This window comes from Pseudoalteromonas sp. DY56-GL79, from assembly GCF_041414765.1.
Lineage (GTDB): Bacteria > Pseudomonadota > Gammaproteobacteria > Enterobacterales > Alteromonadaceae > Pseudoalteromonas > Pseudoalteromonas piscicida.
Map to the genome: position 1 here is coordinate 24620 of NZ_JANHZS010000031.1, position 22792 is coordinate 47411.

Annotated in this window: 22 protein-coding genes; 14 read left to right on the forward strand and 8 right to left on the reverse strand. The window is 45.7% G+C overall.

Annotated features, from left to right (window positions below):
* Positions 1 to 13: 13 nt before the first annotated feature.
* The 3 genes from NO992_RS19965 to cyaY are packed head-to-tail and all read right to left on the reverse strand — an operon-like array spanning position 14 to position 2019.
* Positions 14 to 997, reverse strand: a complete 984-nt coding sequence (locus NO992_RS19965; protein WP_371380068.1) for a DUF2914 domain-containing protein — start codon at positions 995 to 997, stop codon at positions 14 to 16.
* 45 nt (positions 998 to 1042) lie between these two features.
* Positions 1043 to 1699 (reverse strand): alpha/beta hydrolase, encoded by a 657-nt coding sequence (locus NO992_RS19970; RefSeq protein ID WP_253107552.1) that lies wholly within the window; start codon positions 1697 to 1699, stop codon positions 1043 to 1045.
* Positions 1699 to 2019, reverse strand: coding sequence for an iron donor protein CyaY (gene cyaY, locus NO992_RS19975; RefSeq protein WP_010378141.1), 321 nt, complete (start codon positions 2017 to 2019; stop codon positions 1699 to 1701). Before cyaY ends, NO992_RS19970 begins: the two co-directional genes overlap by 1 nt.
* 155 nt (positions 2020 to 2174) lie before the next feature.
* Between cyaY and NO992_RS19980 the strand changes: the two genes are divergently transcribed.
* The 8 genes from NO992_RS19980 (at position 2175) to NO992_RS20015 (ending at position 9529) form a co-directional block, all read left to right on the forward strand.
* Positions 2175 to 2351, forward strand: a complete 177-nt coding sequence (locus NO992_RS19980; protein WP_010604229.1) for a lipoprotein — start codon at positions 2175 to 2177, stop codon at positions 2349 to 2351.
* A 1-nt stretch (position 2352) separates the two neighbouring features.
* Positions 2353 to 3606, forward strand: a complete 1254-nt coding sequence (gene lysA, locus NO992_RS19985) for a diaminopimelate decarboxylase (RefSeq protein WP_371380071.1) — start codon at positions 2353 to 2355, stop codon at positions 3604 to 3606.
* 127 nt (positions 3607 to 3733) lie between these two features.
* The gene (gene dapF, locus NO992_RS19990) at positions 3734 to 4564 is read left to right on the forward strand and encodes a diaminopimelate epimerase (protein WP_010378136.1); all 831 of its coding nucleotides are present in this window, start codon (positions 3734 to 3736) and stop codon (positions 4562 to 4564) included.
* Positions 4561 to 5187 (forward strand): DUF484 family protein, encoded by a 627-nt coding sequence (locus NO992_RS19995; RefSeq protein ID WP_253107554.1) that lies wholly within the window; start codon positions 4561 to 4563, stop codon positions 5185 to 5187. The genes dapF and NO992_RS19995 overlap by 4 nt, the downstream gene beginning before the upstream one ends.
* Positions 5184 to 6107: a tyrosine recombinase XerC gene (locus NO992_RS20000; protein ID WP_371380074.1), complete on the forward strand. Its 924-nt coding sequence runs from the start codon at positions 5184 to 5186 to the stop codon at positions 6105 to 6107. Before NO992_RS19995 ends, NO992_RS20000 begins: the two co-directional genes overlap by 4 nt.
* A 2-nt stretch (positions 6108 to 6109) precedes the next feature.
* The gene (locus NO992_RS20005) at positions 6110 to 6811 is read left to right on the forward strand and encodes an HAD-IA family hydrolase (protein ID WP_206472100.1); all 702 of its coding nucleotides are present in this window, start codon (positions 6110 to 6112) and stop codon (positions 6809 to 6811) included.
* Between the two features lie 84 nt (positions 6812 to 6895).
* Positions 6896 to 8407 (forward strand): peptide MFS transporter, encoded by a 1512-nt coding sequence (locus tag NO992_RS20010; RefSeq protein WP_010604223.1) that lies wholly within the window; start codon positions 6896 to 6898, stop codon positions 8405 to 8407.
* 252 nt (positions 8408 to 8659) lie between these two features.
* Positions 8660 to 9529, forward strand: coding sequence for a dTDP-4-dehydrorhamnose reductase family protein (locus tag NO992_RS20015; protein ID WP_371380076.1), 870 nt, complete (start codon positions 8660 to 8662; stop codon positions 9527 to 9529).
* A gap of 3 nt (positions 9530 to 9532) precedes the next feature.
* On the opposite strand, the gene NO992_RS20020 is transcribed toward NO992_RS20015, so the two are convergent.
* Positions 9533 to 9838, reverse strand: a complete 306-nt coding sequence (locus NO992_RS20020; protein WP_371380078.1) for a DUF6482 family protein — start codon at positions 9836 to 9838, stop codon at positions 9533 to 9535.
* 81 nt (positions 9839 to 9919) lie between these two features.
* On the opposite strand from NO992_RS20020, the gene NO992_RS20025 reads away from it, so the two are divergent.
* The gene (locus NO992_RS20025) at positions 9920 to 10612 is read left to right on the forward strand and encodes a pseudouridine synthase (RefSeq protein WP_371380119.1); all 693 of its coding nucleotides are present in this window, start codon (positions 9920 to 9922) and stop codon (positions 10610 to 10612) included.
* A 23-nt stretch (positions 10613 to 10635) separates the two neighbouring features.
* Here the strand turns inward: NO992_RS20025 and NO992_RS20030 are convergent, their stop codons facing one another.
* Positions 10636 to 11022, reverse strand: a complete 387-nt coding sequence (locus NO992_RS20030; protein WP_039491002.1) for an MAPEG family protein — start codon at positions 11020 to 11022, stop codon at positions 10636 to 10638.
* A gap of 304 nt (positions 11023 to 11326) precedes the next feature.
* Between NO992_RS20030 and NO992_RS20035 the strand changes: the two genes are divergently transcribed.
* The gene (locus NO992_RS20035) at positions 11327 to 12196 is read left to right on the forward strand and encodes an EamA family transporter (RefSeq protein WP_371380080.1); all 870 of its coding nucleotides are present in this window, start codon (positions 11327 to 11329) and stop codon (positions 12194 to 12196) included.
* Here the strand turns inward: NO992_RS20035 and NO992_RS20040 are convergent.
* Both NO992_RS20040 and NO992_RS20045 read right to left on the reverse strand, forming a co-directional pair.
* The gene (locus tag NO992_RS20040) at positions 12183 to 12497 is read right to left on the reverse strand and encodes a multidrug efflux SMR transporter (protein ID WP_010378121.1); all 315 of its coding nucleotides are present in this window, start codon (positions 12495 to 12497) and stop codon (positions 12183 to 12185) included. The genes NO992_RS20035 and NO992_RS20040 overlap by 14 nt on opposite strands.
* A 1-nt stretch (position 12498) precedes the next feature.
* Complete coding sequence (locus NO992_RS20045) at positions 12499 to 14025, reverse strand: carbon-nitrogen hydrolase family protein (protein ID WP_010378119.1); 1527 nt, start codon at positions 14023 to 14025, stop codon at positions 12499 to 12501.
* 157 nt (positions 14026 to 14182) lie between these two features.
* Between NO992_RS20045 and NO992_RS20050 the strand changes: the two genes are divergently transcribed.
* Positions 14183 to 15253 (forward strand): diguanylate cyclase, encoded by a 1071-nt coding sequence (locus NO992_RS20050; RefSeq protein WP_253107562.1) that lies wholly within the window; start codon positions 14183 to 14185, stop codon positions 15251 to 15253.
* 27 nt (positions 15254 to 15280) lie between these two features.
* Here the strand turns inward: NO992_RS20050 and NO992_RS20055 are convergent, their stop codons facing one another.
* A complete protein-coding gene (locus tag NO992_RS20055; RefSeq protein ID WP_371380083.1) occupies positions 15281 to 17566 on the reverse strand; it encodes a penicillin acylase family protein in 2286 nt (761 codons plus the stop codon).
* Between the two features lie 195 nt (positions 17567 to 17761).
* Between NO992_RS20055 and NO992_RS20060 the strand changes: the two genes are divergently transcribed.
* The 3 genes from NO992_RS20060 (at position 17762) to nadE (ending at position 22737) form a co-directional block, all read left to right on the forward strand.
* Positions 17762 to 21118, forward strand: coding sequence for an ATP-binding protein (locus NO992_RS20060; protein WP_253107566.1), 3357 nt, complete (start codon positions 17762 to 17764; stop codon positions 21116 to 21118).
* Between the two features lie 95 nt (positions 21119 to 21213).
* Positions 21214 to 21840: a DUF480 domain-containing protein gene (locus NO992_RS20065; protein WP_349198501.1), complete on the forward strand. Its 627-nt coding sequence runs from the start codon at positions 21214 to 21216 to the stop codon at positions 21838 to 21840.
* 60 nt (positions 21841 to 21900) lie between these two features.
* Positions 21901 to 22737, forward strand: coding sequence for an ammonia-dependent NAD(+) synthetase (nadE, locus tag NO992_RS20070; RefSeq protein WP_371380085.1), 837 nt, complete (start codon positions 21901 to 21903; stop codon positions 22735 to 22737).
* Positions 22738 to 22792: the final 55 nt, after the last annotated feature.

Genomic DNA, 22792 nt, shown 5'->3' on the forward strand with positions numbered 1-22792 from the left:
ACTGCGAGTAAGATTATTGCTGACTATTATCCACAATGCGGAACGTCTTTTGGGCAAGCAGTTGCCCAGACTGCGTCACCACCTCAACACGCCAATCTCCGGTTTGACTCGGCATGACGTTCTTACTTGAATAAGTACGGTAGCGCGCGGCTTGGATCGGAAGTTCCACTTCTGCCATCAACTCGTCTTGATGAAACCACAGGTGCGACACCACTTGATCTTTAAGCGCGTGTACTTCAGTGAAAAAGTAAAGCTTGTCACTAAACTGAGTGGTCGCAATCACGTCTTTCAACACGTTCGTTGGTTCGCGGTCGTCAATCATGGTAGTGAGTACAGCGCGGCTGATAAATTGCGTGTCTATTTTTGCCCCTAGCGCGACACTGGCTATACGCGCTTCAGCATCAAATTGATTTTTAGCTTCAGCCCTTGTTTCTGTTTCTGTTTCTGTTTCTGTTTCTGTTTCTGTTTCTGTTTCTGTTTCTGTTTCTGTTTCTGTTTCTGTTTCTGTTTCTGTTTCTGTTTCTGTTTCTGTTTCTGTTTCTGTTTCTGTTTCTGTTTCTGTTTCTGTTTCTGTTTCTGTTTCTGTTTCTTCAGAAGTTTGTTGTTGCACTTGGTCTAACGCAATGACTTGAGCGACCTCTATTGAGGTCGTCGCGGCACCAGCAGAAGTGAGTTCAGGTGTCGTTAAAACACTATCGACTGAGGTATTCGCACTTAGCTGCTCGCCCTCATGCTCCTCATTAGAGACTACCGATGCAGGAGAATCACTCAGCGATGTATCGGTTTGCGCTATGGTGGCATGTATAGGTACTGCCACTTGGACATCATCTTCATCTGCGTTGACGTTATCCACGACACCATAAACACCCGCGGTTGCAATGCCAGCAAATGCTGCCGTTGCCATAAAAATGCGTTTCCAGTGCCATTGATAGGTCACCGCTGAGGGCTCTGAGGGTTGCTTACTCACCGACGTTTTTATGACAATCTTTTGTGACATTGCTTTGCTCCTGTATCTGTCACCAGTACCTTATACCACTTAATATTAATCGCTCAGTCTCGTTATTAACCAAGCGCGAATGGCTTTTAACTCTTCAAGACAGACCTGATGCTCCATTGGGTAGTCTTGCCAGCTCACTTCATAGCCTTGCTGTTGTAACGTGTTAAATGCGTGCTCACCTGCAAACATCGGCACGACAGGATCTGCACTGCCATGCGCCATAAAAATAGTGAGCTCGCTTTGCTGTGCTTCTGCACTGAGCTTTTCAGGCACACACATATAAGTTGATAGTGCCATGACACCGGCCAATTTAACAGTTAAACGCGGTGCAAGATGGAGCGCAATCACCCCCCCTTGAGAAAAACCAGCTAGGATAATACGGTTAGCTGGAATACCTTTATCTAACTGTGCCTGAATTAACGCTTCGACCTGAGCTGATGAGTCTCGCACACCTTGCTCATCCGCTCTTTTATCCAGATCAAATGATTTAATGTCATACCAAGCACGCATCACCATGCCACCATTTATGGTGACCGGCTGCTGTGGTGCATGTGGGAAAATAAAGTGTGCACCCAATTCGTCAGGCAGGTTTAACTCAGATGCAATCGGTAAAAAGCCGTTACCTGAATCGCCTAAACCATGGAGCCAAATAATACTCGCTTTATGTTGCCCTTTGGCAGGATAATCTACAAATTCCAACATTAATCGTGCTGCCACTCTATTGCGATATTTGCCTGCTTAGTCGCCGCGTCGCTCATAAATTGCCAAAACTCAGCACCGGAGCGATTATCAATCCACTGATCGCCACGCAACTCGAAGTGATGACCATTAAACTTAGTCGCCACCCAGACTTGGTGCAATGGTGCTTGTTTGTTGATAACAATTTTGCTCTTGTCAGGGAAAATAATCTCTAGAATTCCCGATGCTGATTCGTAATCTAAATCAGCGTCACAATCATCGATCTGCTCTTCAATAGTCAACATTAGCGCATCGGCTAACTCATGATATTCACTTTCTGTCATCGTGATTTCCTCTTACTGACGCACTGCGGCATGGTGCCTAAGCTTAACTCGCTATTTGAGCAATTTGATGAAGACGAAATTTCAATAGCGAAAAGCTGCTTTTTTTATCAATTCTGTTACTCTGCGATTATAAAGGCACTGACACGAATTATCTAATGAAAGCGACACCTTATAAATTTAGCGTAACGGCACTTGTTTTTACTACTTTAATCGGATTATCGGGTTGCGGTCAAAGCGGTCCGCTTTATTTGCCTGAACAACAGGCTAAAAAATCAAACCAACCGAAAGCAGCACAAGCAAACCAGCCTGAAGCAGAACAACAGGAGCGTTAAAATGGATTATTTCAATTATCAAGATGGCGAGTTATTCGCTGAAGATGTCGCCATAACCACAATCGCCGAGCAATATGGTACTCCCTGCTATGTCTACTCGAAGAAGACTTTAGCACGGCATTATCACGCTTTTACGGATGCCGCAGCCGGTCATCCCCACTTGGTGTGCTACGCAGTAAAGGCGAATTCAAATATCGCCGTATTGAACGTCTTGGCTCAGCTTGGTTCTGGTTTTGATATCGTGTCGAAGGGTGAACTTGCGCGAGTGCTAAAAGCAGGGGGAGATCCTCAAAAAGTCGTTTTTTCTGGTGTTGCGAAAACGGAAGATGAAATTGCGTTTGCGCTTGAGACTGGGATTAAATGCTTTAACGTTGAGTCGATTGCAGAGCTTCACCGCATCAGTGAAGTGGCAACCAGACTGGATAAGATTGCGCCAATTTCATTGCGTGTAAACCCAGATATTGATGCAAAAACTCACCCCTATATTTCAACCGGGTTAAAAGAGAACAAATTTGGTATTGATATCAAAGCCGCATTTGATGTTTACCAACTCGCTTATGCCCTACCGGGTTTAAAAGTGGTTGGGATCGACTTCCACATCGGCTCTCAGTTGGTTGAGGTTAATCCATTTTTAGCGGCGTTAGATAAAGTGCTGGCGCTAATTTCTCAACTTGAAAAAGCGGGAATTTACTTGCATCACCTCGATATCGGTGGCGGTCTTGGCGTGCCTTATGACGGTGAAAAACCGCCGCATCCGAGTGCTTACGCTGCAGAGATTAAAGCACGATTGGCGCAGTTCAATGATCTAGAACTCATTTTTGAGCCTGGTAGAGCGATTGCCGCCAATGCCGGTGTGCTGGTGACTAAAGTCGAATTTATTAAGCCAACCGAGCATAAGCATTTTGCCATTGTTGATGCCGGCATGAACGACATGTTACGACCATCGCTTTATCAGGCTTGGCAAAATATCGTACCAGTCATACCGCGAGACGACGTTGACGCGATAAATTACGACGTGGTTGGTCCAGTATGTGAAACGGGTGATTTTCTAGGTAAAGACCGAGTACTTAAAATTAAGGCGGGCGACTTATTAGTACAGCGTAGTGCAGGCGCTTATGGCTTTACCATGAGTTCAAATTACAACTCACGCCCCCGCTGTGCAGAAGTCATGGTTGATAACAACCAACACCATCTAATCCGCCAAAGAGAGCCGTTAGAATCTCTGTGGCAATTTGAGCAACTACTGCCACAATAATCCGACTTGGATACGTCCTAGGGATGCAAAACAAGGCTTAATGCCAAGCAGCTTCCCTAGCCGAGGTATCCATGGCAAAGTATTAGCAAAGTGAGGCCATGGTTTTATACCAAAAGATAACCACTCTATGTTTATAAACTTTTCAAAAATGCATGGTTTAGGCAACGACTTTGTGGTGATAGATAATGTCACCCAAAATGTGTTTTTGTCTCGAGACCAAATTAAGAAGTTAGCAGATCGCCACTTTGGAATTGGCTTTGATCAGCTGTTGATGGTTGAAGCGCCTTATTCCCCGGACTTAGATTTTCATTATCGTATTTTCAATGCCGATGGTAACGAAGTTGAGCAATGTGGTAACGGTGCTCGCTGTTTTGCTCGTTTTGTGCGCATGAAGGGCTTAACGAACAAGCACAAGGTTTGTGTCTCTACAAAGGGCGGCAATATCACCCTGTATACCGAAAAAGACGGCCAAGTTACCGTGAATATGGGCAAACCGAACTTTAACCCACAAGCCATTCCGTTTCGTGCAAACAAACAAGAAAACACCTATATTTTAAGAGCCGACGAACATACGGTGTTTTGTAGCACGGTTTCTATGGGCAACCCTCATGGCGTGATTATTGTCGATAGTGTAGAAACCGCTGAGGTAGCTACACTCGGACCACTCCTTGAACACCATGAACGTTTCCCACAAAAGGCCAATATTGGCTTTATGGAAGTTGTTTCTCGTGAATACGTTAAGCTACGAGTTTGGGAACGCGGCGCCGGCGAAACACTTGCCTGTGGCACAGGGGCATGTGCCGCCGTAGTTGCAGGCATAATGCAAGGTAAGTTAGAAGAAACCGTTAGGGTCGACCTACCAGGAGGTAGTCTTCAGGTGCGTTGGGGTGGTCAAGGTCAAGTAGTGAAAATGACCGGACCGGCGGAGCATGTTTTTGATGGGCAAATCGCAATATGACCATAAAAGAAGCGAATTCAACTGAACAATTAGTCATTGAGTACCTGCGCAAGCATCCTGATTTTTTGCTCAGGCACCCTTATGTGCTATTGGATTTGCAGCTACACCACCAGCAGCAAGGGCTCCCAAACCTTGCTTTGCACCAACAGCGGATGCTCCGCGACAAAGTCAACTCACTACAGCAACAGATCGAAGACATGGTCCATTATGCAAAAGCCAACGAGCTGGTTTTCAAGCAATTGAGTGAATGCCAATTGGCTATCATGCGTTGTACTGAGTTGAGTGCTATCAATCATACGTTAGCACAGCGCTTTGAGGACCACCCGGACATCCAAGCATGTAAACTCATCAACATCGATGATACGCTTTTGGAACTAGTGTCAGCTAAACTGAGCAGTAACAACTGCTACTTAGGACGACTCAGTCCGTCACAAGCTGAACTCTTGTTTGCCGATATTGAAGTAGGATCGGTAGCACTTTACCGCGTTGATGCGTCAGACAAAGGTCGCTTTATTCTGGCCTTTGCCAGCCGCTCACCAGAACACTTTTCGCCACAACATGACAATATGTTGATCACGGCTTTTATTCAAACATTATCGCTTAAGCTCGAAGCGCTGGCATGAGCCTAACACCACTATCGGAAGATTGGACGCAACCAGTAACCGCCTTTATGGCACACTTGCGCCACGAAAAGCACTACTCAGAACATACGCTAACCCAATACAACACTCAGCTTATTCAAGCAGCGCAGTACTTTTGTGAACACGCCTCCTCTTGGCTTGAAGTCAGTGGCGAGCAAATCCGCCGCTACAGCATGAAGCTTCGCGGTCAAAATTACAGCCCAAGAACTATCAACCTTAAGCTCAGTTGTATTCGGAGCTTATATAAATTTCTCAAGCTCAAGTCACAATCACAACAGGCTGTCGTCAATCCCGCACAAGGGATCCGAGGGCCTAAGTTTCAAAAGCCACTCCCAAAGAACCTTGATGTTGACCAAATGGGGCAACTTCTCGAAATTCAGGCAGATGATGCGCTTGCCATTCGTGACAAAGCCATGATGGAATTAATGTATTCCAGTGGTTTGCGATTAAGCGAATTGGTTGGTGCAAACCTATTGGATGTCAAAGACGGTGAAATACGCGTGCTTGGTAAAGGCGGCAAGGAGCGTGTTGTGCCTGTCGGCGGCAAAGCGCTAAACGCGCTAGCTGATTGGCTCAAAATAAGGCCGCAATTTGCAACGTTGGAAGAACCTGCGCTTTTTGTGAGCAAATTAAAGCGCCGGATCAGCCCTCGCCATGTCCGCGCAAGAATGAAAGAATGGGGTCTAAAGCAAGGGGTTAGTACACCTATTCATCCCCATAAACTGAGGCACTCGTTCGCCAGCCACATGCTAGAATCCAGCGGTGACTTGCGCGCGGTACAAGAGATGCTTGGCCATGCCAGCTTATCCGCCACTCAGGTCTACACCCATTTAGATTTTCAACATTTAGCAAAAGTGTATGATAGCGCTCACCCAAGAGCGAAAAAGCAAAAAGACGAGTAACAATGAGATTCAATAAGCCCATTTCAGACATTGCCGCCATCAGTTTTGATTTAGACGATACACTATACGACAACAGGCCTATTATCATTGCGGCCGTTAACGCCATGACAGCGCACCTGAATACTATTCCCGAGTGGCAAGCGAGGGGGCGATCATTCTGGTCTCAATGTCGAAACGAAACGCTCAAACAAAACAGTGCGCTTGCAGAAGATGTGACAAAGTGGCGTCAAGTGGCACTTGAATGGGGCTTCACGGCACTGGGCTTTGATACCGCAACAAGTAGACAGCACGCACTACGTGCCTACCAAGCCTTTGCCGATGCCCGCAGTAATATCACGGTCAGCGACGCCGTCATCAGCCTGCTTGCTCAGTTACGCAGTCAATATCACATTATTGCTATCACTAATGGTAATGTCGAAATAGATAAATTTAATCTTCGCGATAGTTTTGACTTAGTGCTTCGCGCTGGAATTGATGGCCGCGCCAAGCCTCATCCAGAGCTTTACCAGCTTGCCTGCCAGCATTTTAACCTTGCACCACATCAACTTCTGCATGTTGGCGATAGCTTAGATACCGATGTACAAGGAGCACACCGTGCTGGCTGCCCTAGTGTTTGGCTTCGCAATCACTTTGCACCATACCAGTACAAAGGATTAGCCAATGTGGAAATCGATGACATACAAATGTTAAAAAAGATGATGTAATGTTTCCTTTCATGCGGTTGCATTCGGTGCTTGAATAACGTACTAATATTGACTTCCAAAAAACGATAATAATGGAAGTGAAATATGTCATCACAGGACACAACAAGTGACACAGGCTTTTTTGGTCATCCAAAAGGTCTGTTTACACTGTTTCTCACCGAGATGTGGGAGCGAATGAGTTATTATGGCATGCGTGCCATGTTAGTGCTTTTCATGACGGCCACCTTACAGCAAGAAGGCCTTGGTTTTACTGTCGCATCTGCAGCCGCAATATATGGCCTCTACACTGGTTCGGTTTATTTCTTAGGGTTACCTGGCGGATGGATAGCCGACCGCCTCCTTGGTGGTCAACGCGCGGTTTGGTACGGCGGGATCATCATCATGTGTGGCCACATTATTCTCGCCATTCCTAGCGAGTTTTCTTTTTTTGTGGGCCTTATCTTTGTTGCCAGTGGTACGGGCTTATTAAAGCCAAACATCAGTGCCATGGTTGGGCAGCTCTATAATGATGAGGATAATCGTCGTGACAGTGGTTACGCCATTTATTATATGGGGATCAATTTAGGCTCTGTGATTGGTTATATGGTGTGCGGCTACTTTATGGAAAATGTTGGTTGGCACTGGGCCTTTGGCGCAGCGGCTGTCGGTATGGCAGTCGGCCTTATCACGTATCGTTTAACAGGCAAACATATTGCCACTGTCGGTAACGAGCCAACTAACCCCATGAAAGGAAAAGAGAGCGTAAAAGCATGGAGTGCTATAGGCCTTGCAATTGCGGCTGTCGCAGCAGTTACCATTGCTGCATTTACTGGCGTATTAGTGATAAACCCTGTGGTACTGGCAAAGTATGTAGCCTTCGCTTTCACCATTACGTTTTTCTTGTACTATGGTTATATCTACTTTGCTGGAAACCTAGATGAAAATGAAAAGCGCCGAATGTGGGCTCTCTTTTTGGTTTGCGTTGCTTCTACCTGCTTTTGGTCTGGCTTTGAGCAAGCAGGCTCTTCGCTTAACCTCTTTGCTCGTGATTATACGGACCGCTTAATAGGCAGCTTTAGTATTCCCACAGCTTGGTTTCAATCTGCCAATGCCTTTTTCATTATTATCTTATCACCTTTCTTTGCAGCGCTTTGGATTAACTTAGCCAAGCGTATGATCACGCCAACCTATAGCGTAAAATGTGCGATTGGCCTTATCATCATGGCGAGCGGATTTATTGTGATGTTTTTCGCTTCCCAATATGCAGCCCAAGGCCTACAAGTAGCGCCAATGTGGTTGATAACCACTTACTTTCTGCACACCGTGGGTGAACTTTGCTTAAGCCCAGTGGCGTTGAGCGCAGTAAGTAAGTTATCTCCCAAACGTTTTGCTGGGCAAATGATGGGGGTTTTCGTACTCACTTACTCCATTGGTAATATCTTCTCGGGTCTGCTCGCTGGTAGCTTTGATCCTAATAATATCGAAGACTTGCCCAACCTTTATCTGCAAATTGCATTATTTACGATCGGTATTGGTGTATTTGTCGGTGTGCTTGGTCTTAAAACCAAGCATTGGGAAAAACAATCTGAAAAGCCACTGACAGAACAAACGGCTTAAACGAATTGGAGATGTAGGAGTGATGACTTCTACATCTTCTCAAACTAAGCTAAAATCAGATAACTACAATTCGGCACGCCCATTGCTGCTTGATGTCTATATCAACAAAAACACATACGGTTCAATAAACTTTTATTATTCATTTCTGTAACTCGATTCCTTGTCCAAAATAGAGTCACACAACACAAATATGTCGTTTTTCTTCCGACTTTGCTACTGTACTGGCTCTTTCAAAAAAGGATGCTGTTTTCTATGTCTAAAGTCATGATCACTGGTGCAACGGGCTTACTTGGCCGCGCACTTTGCCAAGAGCTAAGTAGTACCCACGAGATTTTAGGATGTGGCTTTAGCCGAGCAGCCGCGCCACTTCACAAACTTGACTTGGCTGACCACAATTCGGTTTTAGATTTCTTAGATAATCACAGCCCAGAGGTACTTATTCACGCAGCAGCAGAGCGTAGGCCAGAGCAATGTGAGCGAGATCAAGCGGCCACGCTTGCGCTCAATGTTGCGGCAACCGAGTTCTTAGCCCAAGCCTGCCGCGAAAGAGATATTCGATTTTTCTTTATTAGTACTGACTATGTGTTTGACGGCACCTCAGCACCTTATGTTGAAACGGATATCACTAATCCTGTGAACTTCTACGGCCAAACCAAGCAAGCTGCGGAACGTGCCATACTGGCGGATAGCGCATTACACACCATAGTACGAGTGCCAGTATTATACGGCGAGGTAAAAACGCTGGAAGAATCTGCGGTAACCGTTATTGCAAAACAGCTGTTAGCCAACCCCGCTTCCAGTCACGATCATTGGGCCATTCGCTACCCCACCCACGTCAATGATATTGCGCTAACGCTCAAAGATGTTATCGCACAGCCTAGTCTTAGTGGGATTATTCATATCAGTGGCAATCAAGCATTAACTAAGTATGAAATGGCGCTGGTCATGTCGCAGGCTTTGCAGCTACCGACGCAAGATCTCGTGCCGCTGAGCCAACCGAGCGACGATGCCACAAGACCACAAAATTGTGCTCTAAAAGACACCAGATTGATTAACATGGGGATCGCTCACCACCGCGATTTTGCAACCGCTGTGAGTGAAGTGCTCACAAAACACAGATAACGTTTAAAACAGGTTATTACGACCAAAGGGCACTTCTAATGTATTGTCATTGACTGACACTGGGTGCCCTATCATCTCGTCATAAGCGCTTTGATGCCTAATCACCATTTCCATGTAGCTAATATCAAGCAGGCGTTTTTGAATTTGCAGCGGGTTATGTGCTTTTAAAAACTCGCCACTTTCTTCCGTGACATAATATTCCACGTTATTAATAAGCACACTGACTTGATAAAGCGCTAAATCAATGGAATGCACTATTACTTTTTGCAGCGGCTGATGTTGTTTTAACTTTGAAAACGCAATGGCCATTGATATTCCCCATGCATAGATCCAAACAGTCTGTTGCCCTACAATACGCGCTGTTATCTCTTTTTGATCATGTGAATGTCTATGTCCTATCCGATGCGTTTGGCCAAATATCTCAGCCACTGCGGTGTTTGCTCTAGGCGACAAGCGTCTCGCTTAATTGATAGCGCAAGAGTGACCGTAAATGGCCGCTTGGCCAATCACATAGATCACATCAATTTGACCGATTGCATTATGGTCGATGGTGAACCGGTCACGCCACCACAAGCGAGAAGACTCTTTGTTTACCATAAACCTGTTGGTATAGACTGCAAAGTGAATCCAGATGACCCTGCCAGTATCTACCATGTACTTCCAGAGTCGTGTCGTGTGTATCCGATAGGTCGGCTAGACAAAGACAGTCGAGGCTTACTACTACTTACCAATGATGGGGCACTGTGTCAGCAGTTAATCCACCCTGACCATCATCAAGAGAAAGAATATGAGGTGCAAGTTGACAAGCCTCTGGACCCAGATTTTTGCCTTAAAATGGCAGCCGGCGTGCCAGTGAAGGGCCAAATAACCCTCCCCTGTACCGTTGAACAAATCGCACATGACCGCTTTAAAATAGTGTTACGACAAGGCCTCAATCGCCAGATCAGAAGAATGGCACATTACTGTGGGTATCGGGTTATTGATTTATACCGAGTGCGTATCGCAAACTTAGCATTGCCACAGCTAGAGGTTAACTCTGCTGAAGTGAAAGAGATTTCTGCAGAGTTAATTCAGTTGACCTAAGTGTAGAGTCACGCAAAGGACGACTATAAACCACACACCACAATAATGGCGATAGCACAGCCGAGTCCTAGCGCCCAGACAATGGAGCGCAGCACGTCAATATTCGCCCAATACAGCACACAATATAATGCTCGAGCGACAATATGGCCTATAGCTAGCCATTCGACTAGAGGAGTGTAGGTTTGGGTGCCAAACGCAACGGCCAAGGCGACAGCAAACACGGCTAATGACTCAAAACAGTTTTGATGTGCGGCCAGTGCTCTTGCCCCCAGCCCAGTTAGTTTCTTTTGCTGTTCACGCGGGTGCTTGTTGTCATAGCCCCCTTCTTTGTTCATCGCCACTGCCACAGGAATTTTGGCAAAATAAGGTAGTAAGATGGCAAGAATTGCACAGATAATTAGTATACCCACAAGATACTCCTTCAACCTTTTGATTATTCAACTCAGTAGAGCAGAATAGCGTTAAAAAGAAAAGCCATAAGTGAATACGTAATACCCTAGCCTATGGCCCAATCTTGTAGCATCGACGTCAATCATATCGTGATACTGAAAATTGAACATGTGGCAAATTGTCGCAGTACGCCAACCACAAGAGTGCTTCTGTAGCACCTTGAATACACATTGAATTATTTTCACTATCACGATAATTCATTTATTCAGACTCGCTCCTATCCGGTATGCTGATACACATTCGAGCATTGTAGAGTCACCTCTCATGTGGATTTTGTTCACCTTACTAGCTGCTTTTTCTCAGGCTTGGCGAAATGCTTTTCAAAGCAAATTGAGTGAAAGCGCCTCCACAGCCAGCGTCACCCTCGCAAGATTTATTTTAGCCAGCCCACTTGCGGGGTTATATCTTTGGAGCCTTTACCAGATTGCTCCCGCAGAGCCGCTCGCCATTAACGATGACTTTTTAGCCTTTGTGCTGGGTGCCAGTATCATGCAGATCATCGCGACGGGGTTAATGGTGGTGCTGTTTAAGCAAAATAATTACGCCATAGGCGCTGGACTTGCGAAGAGCGAGGCACTCGTGGCGGCGATTTTGGGCGTACTCTTTTTTGGCTCAAGCTTAACTTTACTCGGTTGGTTTGGTGTCTTTATCGGCGCCATCGCGGTGTTGTTATTGAGCGGTTTTAGCCTACGTGCTTTCAATGGTAAAACTGCACTAGTGGGACTTGCCTGTGGAACAAGCTTCGCGCTTACTTCTCTTTGGGTGCGTGAAGCCAGTATCGCATCGTGCCTACCTTTTCCTCACAGTGCAGCATGGGTGCTACTGTTGGTGCTGGTTTGCCAAACTGTGATGCTGAGTATGTATATGACGATACGAGAACCACACTCTTGGCGGGTACTTTGGCAACGTCGCAAACTGACAGTAGCAATTAGTGTCAGCAGCTGTATCGGTTCTATAGGTTGGTTTAGCGCAATGAGCCTTGAGCATGTAGCTTACGTGAAAACACTCGGCCAAATCGAAGTGTTTTTTACTTTGCTTATCTCATTCTTATGGCTCAAAGCGCCGGTGAAGAAGCGCGACTCAATGGGACTCTTACTCATCGCCATCGCGGCGATTTTGGTTATGCTAACTTAAGTACCACAACCCCACTGATGATAAATAATACGCCCAAGTAGCGCATAAAACTACTTGGGTCACCGTAAAAGAAGATACCCACTAAGAATGTGCCTGCCGCGCCAATACCCGTCCACACGGCATACGAGGTACCCAATGGAATTTGCTTTTGCGCCAGCCATAGCATCCAGCCGCTCAAGGCCATAAAACCAACGGCTATCACTATGCCTAACCAACGAGTATCGGCTTGTTGCGCCATTTTCAGACCAACGGGCCAACCTATTTCAAACAGGCCGGCCATAATTAAATAAACCCACGCCATACTATTTTTGTTTCAACTCCACAGAATACAGGTCTTTTCTTCGGTCTCGTAAATTACGCACCGTTCCTTCACTATGCAATATTTTGAGTTTATCTAAGTCTAAGTCACTAAATAACAGCATTTCCGTATTTGGTGTTGCTTCGTTGAGCGCGGCATCATGAGGAAAAGCAAAGTCCGATGGCGTCAACACCGCTGACTGCGCGTACTGTACATCTAGGCTTTCTACCTGAGGTAAGTTGCCAACACTGCCTGCAATAACGACGTAGCATTCGTTTTCAACCGCACGGGCCTGTGCACAGTGCCTTACCCTTAAGTAGCTGTTTTTCGTATCAGTCCAAAATGGTACAAACAAAATATCCAGCCCTTTTTCAGCCATGATCCGCGATAACTCTGGAAACTCCACGTCGTAGCATACTTGGATCCCTACTCGGCCCGCGTCCGTATCGAACACCTCTATTTTATCACCGCCTTTGATAACCCAATCGTAGTCTTCGTGAGGGGTGATATGAATTTTACGTTGTTCATCCACTTTGCCAGAGCGGTGACATAAGTAACTGACGTTATAGAGCTTGTCGCCCTCAAGTAGCGGCATAGAGCCCGTGATAATATTGGCATTGTACTCGATCGCCATTTGCGACATAGCGGCTCTAAACTGCTCGGTATACGTTGCCAATGCACGAATAGCTTCGGTCTGATTTCTATAGCTTCCGAGCCCCATTAGTGGCGCGTTGAAGAATTCAGGGAACAGGATAAAGTCACTTTGGTAATCTGAGACCGTGTCCACGAAATACTCAACCTGCTTCATTAACTCCTCTACCGATTCCACCCGGCGCATCTGCCACTGCACGGCCCCCACTCTGACGATGGTTTTCTTACTTTCGATCACGGTATCGGTAGGCTCGAAGAGAATGTTATTCCACTCAAGTAGGGTCGCATAGCCTTCTGAGTCCTGATCTTCCGGCAGATATTGTTTAAGCAGTCGCTTTACTTGGAAGTCGTTGGCAAGTTGGAAGCTTAGAATAGGGTCGTGTAATTCTTTATGGTCGACTTTGTTTATATACTCCATTGGCGACATACTGCCACGGAATTGCTTATAAAGCGGAATACGACCACCCGCTAAAATCGCGCGTAAGTTGTACTGACGACAAAGCTCTTTACGAGCATCATACAGTCGTCGACCAAGACGTAGACCACGATGGCTTTTGGCTATCACTACATCCAGCCCATACAGCGCATCAGCATTACTATCACTAAAAATCCGGCTATGCGCGTCAACAATGTCTTCATAGGTATGCGGGTTAGAAAAGGTTTGATAGTCAACTTGAACACTAAGCGCGATACCGACGAGACGCTCACCGTCTTTGACACCGATCTGCCCCTCAGGAAACTGGTCAATCAACCTAAATATCGTATGACTAGGCCACGCACCACCGAGATCAGGATAGGCTTCATCCATTAATGATTTAACCTGATCGTAGTCAGACTTTTCTAGGTTACATAGCGTGATCCGCGCTTTTTCTACAGACATATCAACTCCAAAGCTTTTATTATCTACCTATCTCTCACTCTACTACAGCGAACCTTGCTGGATGCTGAGCGAATAACCAGAGCTTAGGTCAAATAGACGGCAAATCACAATAGAGCTTCTATACTTATTTTATTGTGAATACCACAAGAGCTTACGTTTGACTAAATACCACCCTTATAGCAAACCAGACCAAGTAGAAGCATTAAAATTTGCATTATTACGACGCGTGGCCGCGTATTGCATGTGGCTACACGCCGGCCTCATTGTTGTCTTTTGGCATTTAGAGGTGAACATGCTTGCTTTGGTAAACGTGGGTAGTGTACTGATGTGGTACGCTGGCATTAAACTCATTGATGCGAGTAAACCCTCTATTGCACTGCGGGTTTTCTGCCTTGAAGTCGCCATACATGCGACGCTGGTGTGTGCCTATCTCGGCATGTCACTTGGATTTCAGTACTACCTCTGGACAGTGTCTTGCCTCATGCTGCTAGATTACCAACTCAGATTACGTAATGCCGTAATTTATTCCGTTGTGTTAATCACGCTATTCGCAGTCTTAGAATTATTGTTTGGTGATATTGCCTATCAATATCGCTATCAACAGTTAATTCCCTATGTGCATTTTGCCAATGTGCTCATATGTGGTATTCCGATGATCTACACGATCAGCCACATACGTAAAATGACGGTGCAACAAAGAGACAAATTAGAAGAGCTCGCTGCACACGACCCGCTCACACAAATGTTCAACCGTCGCTATGCGCGCGAGTTAATCACCCATGCTAAAGAAAACTGTATCTCTACTCACTCTCCTTTATGTTTGGTAATGGCGGATATCGACCACTTTAAAAAAATCAATGACACCTTTGGCCATGACAAAGGAGATCAAATTTTAAAAAGTGTGGCCGAAACAATCAAAGCACATATTCACCCTGCAGACATTGCAGTTCGTTGGGGTGGTGAAGAGTTTTTAATCGTGCTGGCGCCTTGTTCAAGTGGAGAAGCAATACAGCGCATGGAAAAATTACGACGAGCCGTAGAGACCACCAGTTTTGAAAACGACATTCTTAAAGTCACTATGAGTTTTGGCGTTGCAAATTGGGATCCTAGCCAAACTTTTGAGGTCGTCATTCAACACGCGGATGCCGCACTTTACGACAGCAAACATTCAGGTCGGAACCGTGTTACCGCTGCACCGATTTTGCGTGTATCGGAGGGTGTAAGTTAACCCTTCCGATACGTCCAGTGCAAAGCATTACTTAGGTGAAATGACTATCTGGTGAGTTAATTCACCAGGTAGCAAGGGGGTATTCTCCCCTTCGGCATAATCAGCAAATCCAGACCGATAAAACGGCGATAACGGATGTCCACTTTGGCCACCAGCAACCGTTAAAATTGCATTTTGTAAATGACCCGGTTGTGCGATAAAGCGCTGCGATGCGCCGAAAGATTTACCCTGCACCGCAGGCATAAAGGTATCACCAAAAGCTTGTGCGGTTGGCATATCTAACAAACCACTCAGCATTGGCATTTGTTTTGAAAAAGGATGCTGCACCTTAAGTGCATTGACATCCCCCCAGCGCCAAGCAGCCATATTACTGCCATATCTTTCGCTAAGTTGCTGCTTGGCAAGCTTGTAAGCAGCCAACTCTAACTCAACCCAAGAGCCATGCTCGCCCAACCAGCTATTTGGCTGCTCGGTTAAGAGCTGCCAGAGTCCGGGTTCAAGATAACGCTTAACCGGCTTCAGCGACAATTTTTGCGTGTTTAAGTGCTGCTCCAAGGGTGCGAAAAGAGTGTCGATCAGTGCATTGCGGTAGGCTTTCACTAAGGTGTAACCGACTGAATCGGCACACGCACAGCCCTGCCAGTCATTAAGGAGCGAAATATCATTTTCAAAAGATGCGGAATGTTGGTTTTGCAATAGGGATACTAAGTGCTCGTGCCACGGCGCTAAAAACTTAGCGCGATTGTCCAATTGCAGCTGATAGAAATCCGCTTCCGTAAACTGCTGCTGAGCTAAAAGTCCATCGCGGATCTGCACGGCACGTGCACCTAACGCATAGCCGCCATCACCAAACCTTTGATTATCTGCAACTGAAACCACGCGAGAGTTAGCCGTCCACAATTTACCGTTTTCAGGGTTTTGCACAACCGGGCGAACTTGTTCGTTGTTCTGCCACGCTTGCTCATATTGCTCTGTATTCAACGCCGTGTTATGAGTCATTTTACGTGCAGGAATAGCCCCCATCGGCGTCCAAGCAGCTGCTCCTTTACTGTCTACCACCATCAAATTTTGTACAGGGATCCCTACCTTTTTGGCATGCTCTGTTGCTTGTTGAACTTCGGTTAAGCACTCAAGTTGCACAAGCTCTAGGTTTACGGCATAGGGTTGATGAGCAACCCAACTCAGCGCTAGCTTCTTATCTCCAAGTTGTTTAACGGGACCAAATGTACTCATTTCTAATTGATAGGTATGACTTTTGCCATCAGGCAATTTAATTTCTTCAGCAATGAACTGCGTCTTGGTGTCTGCGTCAAGCTCAATCCAATCGGCTGTATCTAAATAACCATTGGTGAATCCCCACGCTATGCGATTATTGCTTCCAACCACAATGGCTGGAGCGCCTGGTAACGACACCCCAGTTACCTGAATTGCATGGCCCTGATCCTGATAATTAAGCTGGGCACGATACCAAATCGACGGCACATTTAAGCCAAGGTGCATATCGTCGGATAACATTGCCGATCCTGTCTTTGTAAGCGCACCAGTTACGGCCCAATTATTACTGCCGTAAAGCGGCACATCAGCAATATGTGATGGCTGAGCTTGCACGATTTGTTGCTGTAATGCAGGAATAGTAACTGGCGATGCCGTAAGTACACTGTTATCCAAAGCAGCCTGATATTGACTAGGCTGCAAGATAAAATCGAGCATATCTTGACCATATTGCTGCTTAAGCGCAATTAGGGTTTCATCGCGCTCATAAGTACCTGCTTGCAAGTCTAGATACATGCTAAAAATAGTGAGTAAGCTGTCTTCTGGCTGCCATGGTGCAGGAGTTGCACCTAGAAGCAGGTATTCAAAACTGGTGAAGCCAGATTGTACTCGCCCATCGTTCACCCCTTGTGTATAACGCTCAAGGATTTGCCGATGCGCCTCAGGTAAGGACATCAGGATAAGCTTTGCCCGTTTTCTGAATTGATGGAATCGCATGCTTTCATCAAGGCCAATGGCCGCCGAGCCAAATAACTCACTCAATTCACCTGCGGCATTGCGACGCAGCAGATCCATTTGAAAAAAACGGTCCTGACCATGTGCAAAACCCAATCCATACGACGCATCTGCTCGGGTGTCAGCCGACACCACAGCTTGCCCCATGGCATCGCGTGCTACCGTTACTGTATTATCGATCTCCGATGTACTACCTTTACCATCCAGTGCGGGCAAACTTAGCGCAAGTAAGCCATATATACTTGCAGTACCAAGCAATACCAGTAACAGCAGAGCGACAACAATTCGTTTAATCCAAGTAAGCATGACCATCCCTTAACAATGTATCTAGCGCTAATTTATGCCTAGAAGATATAGCATGTCATTGGCTAATAAACCAATATTCTCGACTTTGTCACAGTTATAAGACAATCAAGTTAAAGCATTTTATTTTGGTTAATTAGATTTCGCTTTGCGAGGACTGAACTATAGTTAAATCATCGTCTTCAACACAGAAGCACCATGATCTCTGAACTATCGACATCACCACTTAAATTTCGCTTTGTGAAATATAGCTTCTGGCTTTTGCTAGTCGTGATCATCGCAGTGGCATGGTATGTTGATCAAGTAAACTATCGCCGCTTAATCGCGATAGAAAAAAGCCGCTCGACCGAGGAAGTGAATGTCTACCGCACTAAAATAGAAGGTATTCTGGCAAAAAATGTACAACTTGTCAGAGGGCTAGGCATTGCCCTTTCTGGTCAATCCGAGCTCTCTCAAGCTCGCTTCGAACAGCTCGCAAAACCCCTATTCGATAGTAGCCAAATCCTTCGTAATATCGGAGCAGCTCCAGATATGCGGCTCGACTATATTTACCCATTGAAGGGCAATGAAAAAGCCATAGGCTTGGACTACCAAACCCATCCGACGCAAAAATACGGCGCATTACTCGCCAAAGAAAGTCGCGAAATCGTGATGGCAGGTCCACTGGAGTTGCTGCAAGGAGGCACAGGTTTAATCGCAAGAGTTCCCGTTTACACAGACAAAACTCATTTCTGGGGTTTACTCTCTGTCGTGCTCGATATGGATAGTCTGTATCAACAAGCAGACTTTACCGCATTAGAAAGTCAATATCTGATCGCGATTCAAGGCGTTGATGGTAAAGGCCAAGACGGAGATTACTTTTATGGCAATAGTAATATTCATTCGCTTGCCCCCATCGCATTTAGTGTCAACGTGCCCTCCGGTGAATGGGAACTCTACGCCGTGCCTCGCATTGGTTGGCAACCAGCGGCAACTGCAGTGTGGCCTTTTCGCTTAGCTATCATCGCCTTGATTATCATCTTTATTGCCGCATTTATCTTCATCACTCGACTGCTATCGCAACTACAACGCAATGCTTTATCACTGACCAACATGGGCATACTCGCAGAAGTTGGTGCATGGGAAATTAACGTCAAAACACGCGATATTATTTGGTCGGACGTCACTCGTAGTATTTTCTGTGTGCCAAGACAATTTCAGCCCACTTGGATGAATACAACAGAGTTTTTCAAAGCAGGTTTGCACAGAAAGCGTTTGCAAGATTGTGTGGATGAACTTATAAAAACAGGCCATGAGTTCGAAGAAGAATTTATTATCCAAACTCAAAATCTGGATGACTTATGGGTGCTCGTGAAAGCACGCTCTATTCGCAGTGGCAAACGCACTAGCCACATTTTTGGTTCCATTCAAAACATCCATAAACGCAAAATCATGGAAATGGAACATGATAAATTCGCCAAAAATAATGAGCTCCTTGCCCATTTGAGCTCTCACGAAGCCATCTTAAATAACCATCTCAACAAAGCACTCACACTCTGTGCAGATACCTGTAGAAAAGGAGTGGAGGTGAATAAAGTGAGTATTTGGCAATTTAATGAGGATAAAAACCAGCTGATCCCAGTGTGTTTTTCAAATGCAGCGATGGATAACTTAGAGCACTTTCCTCCTTGGCGAAAAGCAATAGCGCCGGCATTCTTTAGTGAAATTGAGAGTGGCCAAATAATTGCGGCGGAACAAGCTGAAAACCACCCTGCAACAATGGCCCTCACCACAACGTACCTTGAGCCTTTTGAAATTAAGGCGATGCTTTGCTGCCCTATCAGTCATAAAAACCAACCCTTAGGCGTTCTTTGTGCAGAGTACGATGTTGTAAGTCCAGTTTGGGGTCAAAGCGATCTCCGTTTAATGAAATCTATCGCCGCCATGTTAGGAAGCCTTTTTATCAATAAAGCCCATCAAAAGGCAAAAAATCAAGCCATCATTGATAAAGACTTAGCAGAACAATCCGCTAAAATGAAAGCAGAGTTTTTAGCCAGTATGAGTCATGAAATACGCACTCCACTCAATGGCGTAATGGGCATGGTTGAGCTTGTAATGCACTCACAACTCACTTCGACCCAACACCACCAGCTCTCTTTGGCACATAGTTCAGCGAAGTCCTTGCTTACCATCATTAATGACATTCTCGACTTTTCCAAAATAGAGGCTGGTAAGCTAACGATCGAATTTGTTGAGTTCGACCTTATCGAGATGTTAAGTAATATGCTGTCTGGTTTTGTGCGCGCAGCTGATGCCAACAATAATCGGCTACATATCGATTTATCGGGCATGAAAGTCCATACCGCGCAAACGGATCCAAATCGCCTCAAACAAATCCTTAATAATTTGCTAAGCAATGCGATTAAGTTCACCCATGATGGTTCAGTGACATTAAGCTGCCATACCGAACAAACGGGCGATCAAACTCGGTTATGGTGCAGTGTAGAAGATACCGGTATTGGTATTTCAAAAGAAAAGCTCAATAAAGTTTTTGATTCATTTACCCAAGCAGATTTATCAACCACTCGACAATATGGTGGTACTGGGCTTGGTCTCACCATTGCAAAGCAATTGTCTCAGTTGCTCGGTGGTGACCTACAAGCATTTAGTAAAGAACACGTTGGCAGCACGTTTTCCTGTAATGTACTACTAACAGCAGCTAAACCCATTACCGTACATGAAAAGTCTGATAACTCAACGTTATATATATTAAGCGAAATCAATGAAGACTACGGTAAACTACTGAAGCCTTGGCATATCACGTGCTTACACGTGCAGCAACTTGATATGCTCATGACACAACTGCAACAACCGTCCTCACATCTTGCTGTTATTTTGGATGCCAAATTACTCAATGCCGCCCCGCGGAAAAAGCAACAAGCCCTCAAAACGCAGCTAACACAACAACAGATCGTTCATGTGCTTGCCGTTGAAGAACAAAGTAGCGAAACGCTCTCGCTATTTTCCTCTTGCGAGCGGGTGTACTATCCCATCACGCCATATGCAGCACTTCAGGTGTTCAACTCTGATTATCAAGACCCAGACAAGCCGAAATCAGTCAAAACCAACTCACAGGTCAGTGCTGATCCTCTGTTAGCATGCTCAATCTTATTGGTGGAAGATAATCGGATAAACCAAACCGTTGCGATGACGATGTTAGAGCGTTTAGGTGCAAAAGTAGTCTGCCAAGAAAATGGCGAGTTAGCACTTACACACTTACAATCAACTAACAAACCTTACGATGTAATTCTAATGGATTGTCAAATGCCAGTAATGGACGGTTATCAGGCAGCACAGCAGATCCGCCAAGGTGTTGCCGGAAAAATCCATCAGCATAGCGTGATCGTTGCACTCACCGCCAACGCGATGCAAGGTGATAGAGAAAAATGCCTTGATGCTGGAATGGATGATTACCTCACCAAACCCATTGACTTTGATGAGCTAAAAGCCAAACTTCTGCAAATAAAACCGCAGCAAACAATGCAAGCACCTTCGTCTACGGCCCAACAAAGTTAGCTCGCACACTTTGCTACAGTAAATATTGGTATTATATTGCTACTATCAAGATGATGTTATACATCTAATCAGCAACAACAAAAATAAGGAAAGTGATGCAATTAGATACTCAAGAGCAACGCGTACTGGGTAGCTTAATCGAAAAGCAAGTCACCACCCCAGAACAATACCCCATGTCACTCAACGGCCTCACCAATGCGTGTAATCAAAAGTCGAATCGCGAGCCGGTGATGGAACTCTCTCAAAATGATGTGTTAGACACACTGACTCGCCTACAAGAAAAACGCTTAATTACCTGCGACGAAGCACTCTCTGGTCGCGTCGACAAGTACAGCCAGCGCTTTTGTAACAGTGATTTTGGCCACCTTAAAGTCAACGCGAAACAAAAAGCGATTATCTGTTTGTTGTTACTGCGTGGACCACAAACGCCAGGTGAACTGCGTACCCGCAGCGGCCGCCTCGCAGAGTTCAGCTCCGTACAGGACGTTGAAGCGACATTAAGTGCGATGCAAGAACATGATTATGTAGTTAAGCTTGCTAGGGAACCTGGAAAACGAGAAAGTCGTTATCAACACTTGTTTGGTGACCAAGTCGTTGAATCAACAGCGCCTGCAGAACCCATAACCTGCACCCAAAATGACAGCGAAATCGAAAGCTTAATTGCCGAGATTGAGCAATTAAAGCAAGAGCTCGCCACCATCAAAGCACATTTAGGGCTTTAAAAAGCGCATCAGCACCAACATAATAGAAGTTTATCGCCCCGATAGTATTGAGGAACCAGTATGCGTGAAGCAATCATGGCTGAAATGAAAGTTCAGCCAATTATTGACCCAGAATTTGAAGTCAAACGACGTGTCTCATTTTTAAAAGCACGATTACAAGCCTCTGGCTGCTTCACCCTTGTGCTTGGCATAAGCGGAGGAGTTGATTCGTCAACCTGTGGACGCCTATGCCAGCTAGCTATCGATGAACTCAATGCTGAACATGGTACTGGGGCTTATAAATTTATTGCCATGCGCTTGCCGTATGGCGTTCAAGCTGATGAAGAGGAAGCACAACTTGCACTCGAGTTTATCCAACCTAGTCAGCGCTTAACAGTCAACATCAAGCCTGCGGCCGATGCCATGCACGAGCAAGCACTTGCTGCCATGGCGGGTGGAAGTGTGCCACTGCCTTCACAAGCCAGCGTGGATTTTATTAAAGGAAACGTAAAAGCACGCCAGCGCATGGTAGCACAGTACGAAATAGCAGGCCTGACTCGCGGTTTAGTAGTCGGCACCGATCACAGCGCTGAAAACATCACGGGCTTTTATACCAAGTTTGGTGACGGCGCCTGCGACTTAGCGCCCTTGTTTGGCTTATCAAAACGCCAAGTTCGCGCACTAGCGGCTTTTCTCGGGGCACCTGCCGGACTAGTACATAAAGTACCGACAGCCGATCTTGAATGCGACCGTCCAGGCCTTTCCGATGAAGAGGCGCTGGGACTAAGCTATGACAATATTGATGACTTCCTTGAGGGTAAGCCTGTTAGCAGTGAAGTGAACGACAAACTTATTACCATCTATCAGCGCACCCAACACAAGCGTCAGCCAATTCCTACGGTATACGACGAACAATAATATTGTTGGCAGGAGATAATTAATTATTCATCCTGCCCCCTAATCTCTCAATTCA

Coding starts and splice junctions, on each gene's coding strand:
- NO992_RS19965 (WP_371380068.1), bottom strand. CDS start 997: ATGTCACAAAAGATTGTCATAAAAACGTCGGTGAGTAAGCAACCCTCA.
- NO992_RS19970 (WP_253107552.1), bottom strand. CDS start 1,699: ATGTTGGAATTTGTAGATTATCCTGCCAAAGGGCAACATAAAGCGAGT.
- cyaY (WP_010378141.1), bottom strand. CDS start 2,019: ATGACAGAAAGTGAATATCATGAGTTAGCCGATGCGCTAATGTTGACT.
- NO992_RS19980 (WP_010604229.1), top strand. CDS start 2,175: ATGAAAGCGACACCTTATAAATTTAGCGTAACGGCACTTGTTTTTACT.
- lysA (WP_371380071.1), top strand. CDS start 2,353: ATGGATTATTTCAATTATCAAGATGGCGAGTTATTCGCTGAAGATGTC.
- dapF (WP_010378136.1), top strand. CDS start 3,734: ATGTTTATAAACTTTTCAAAAATGCATGGTTTAGGCAACGACTTTGTG.
- NO992_RS19995 (WP_253107554.1), top strand. CDS start 4,561: ATGACCATAAAAGAAGCGAATTCAACTGAACAATTAGTCATTGAGTAC.
- NO992_RS20000 (WP_371380074.1), top strand. CDS start 5,184: ATGAGCCTAACACCACTATCGGAAGATTGGACGCAACCAGTAACCGCC.
- NO992_RS20005 (WP_206472100.1), top strand. CDS start 6,110: ATGAGATTCAATAAGCCCATTTCAGACATTGCCGCCATCAGTTTTGAT.
- NO992_RS20010 (WP_010604223.1), top strand. CDS start 6,896: ATGTCATCACAGGACACAACAAGTGACACAGGCTTTTTTGGTCATCCA.
- NO992_RS20015 (WP_371380076.1), top strand. CDS start 8,660: ATGTCTAAAGTCATGATCACTGGTGCAACGGGCTTACTTGGCCGCGCA.
- NO992_RS20020 (WP_371380078.1), bottom strand. CDS start 9,838: ATGGCCATTGCGTTTTCAAAGTTAAAACAACATCAGCCGCTGCAAAAA.
- NO992_RS20025 (WP_371380119.1), top strand. CDS start 9,920: ATGTCCTATCCGATGCGTTTGGCCAAATATCTCAGCCACTGCGGTGTT.
- NO992_RS20035 (WP_371380080.1), top strand. CDS start 11,327: ATGTGGATTTTGTTCACCTTACTAGCTGCTTTTTCTCAGGCTTGGCGA.
- NO992_RS20040 (WP_010378121.1), bottom strand. CDS start 12,497: ATGGCGTGGGTTTATTTAATTATGGCCGGCCTGTTTGAAATAGGTTGG.
- NO992_RS20045 (WP_010378119.1), bottom strand. CDS start 14,025: ATGTCTGTAGAAAAAGCGCGGATCACGCTATGTAACCTAGAAAAGTCT.
- NO992_RS20055 (WP_371380083.1), bottom strand. CDS start 17,566: ATGCTTACTTGGATTAAACGAATTGTTGTCGCTCTGCTGTTACTGGTA.
- NO992_RS20060 (WP_253107566.1), top strand. CDS start 17,762: ATGATCTCTGAACTATCGACATCACCACTTAAATTTCGCTTTGTGAAA.
- NO992_RS20065 (WP_349198501.1), top strand. CDS start 21,214: ATGCAATTAGATACTCAAGAGCAACGCGTACTGGGTAGCTTAATCGAA.
- nadE (WP_371380085.1), top strand. CDS start 21,901: ATGCGTGAAGCAATCATGGCTGAAATGAAAGTTCAGCCAATTATTGAC.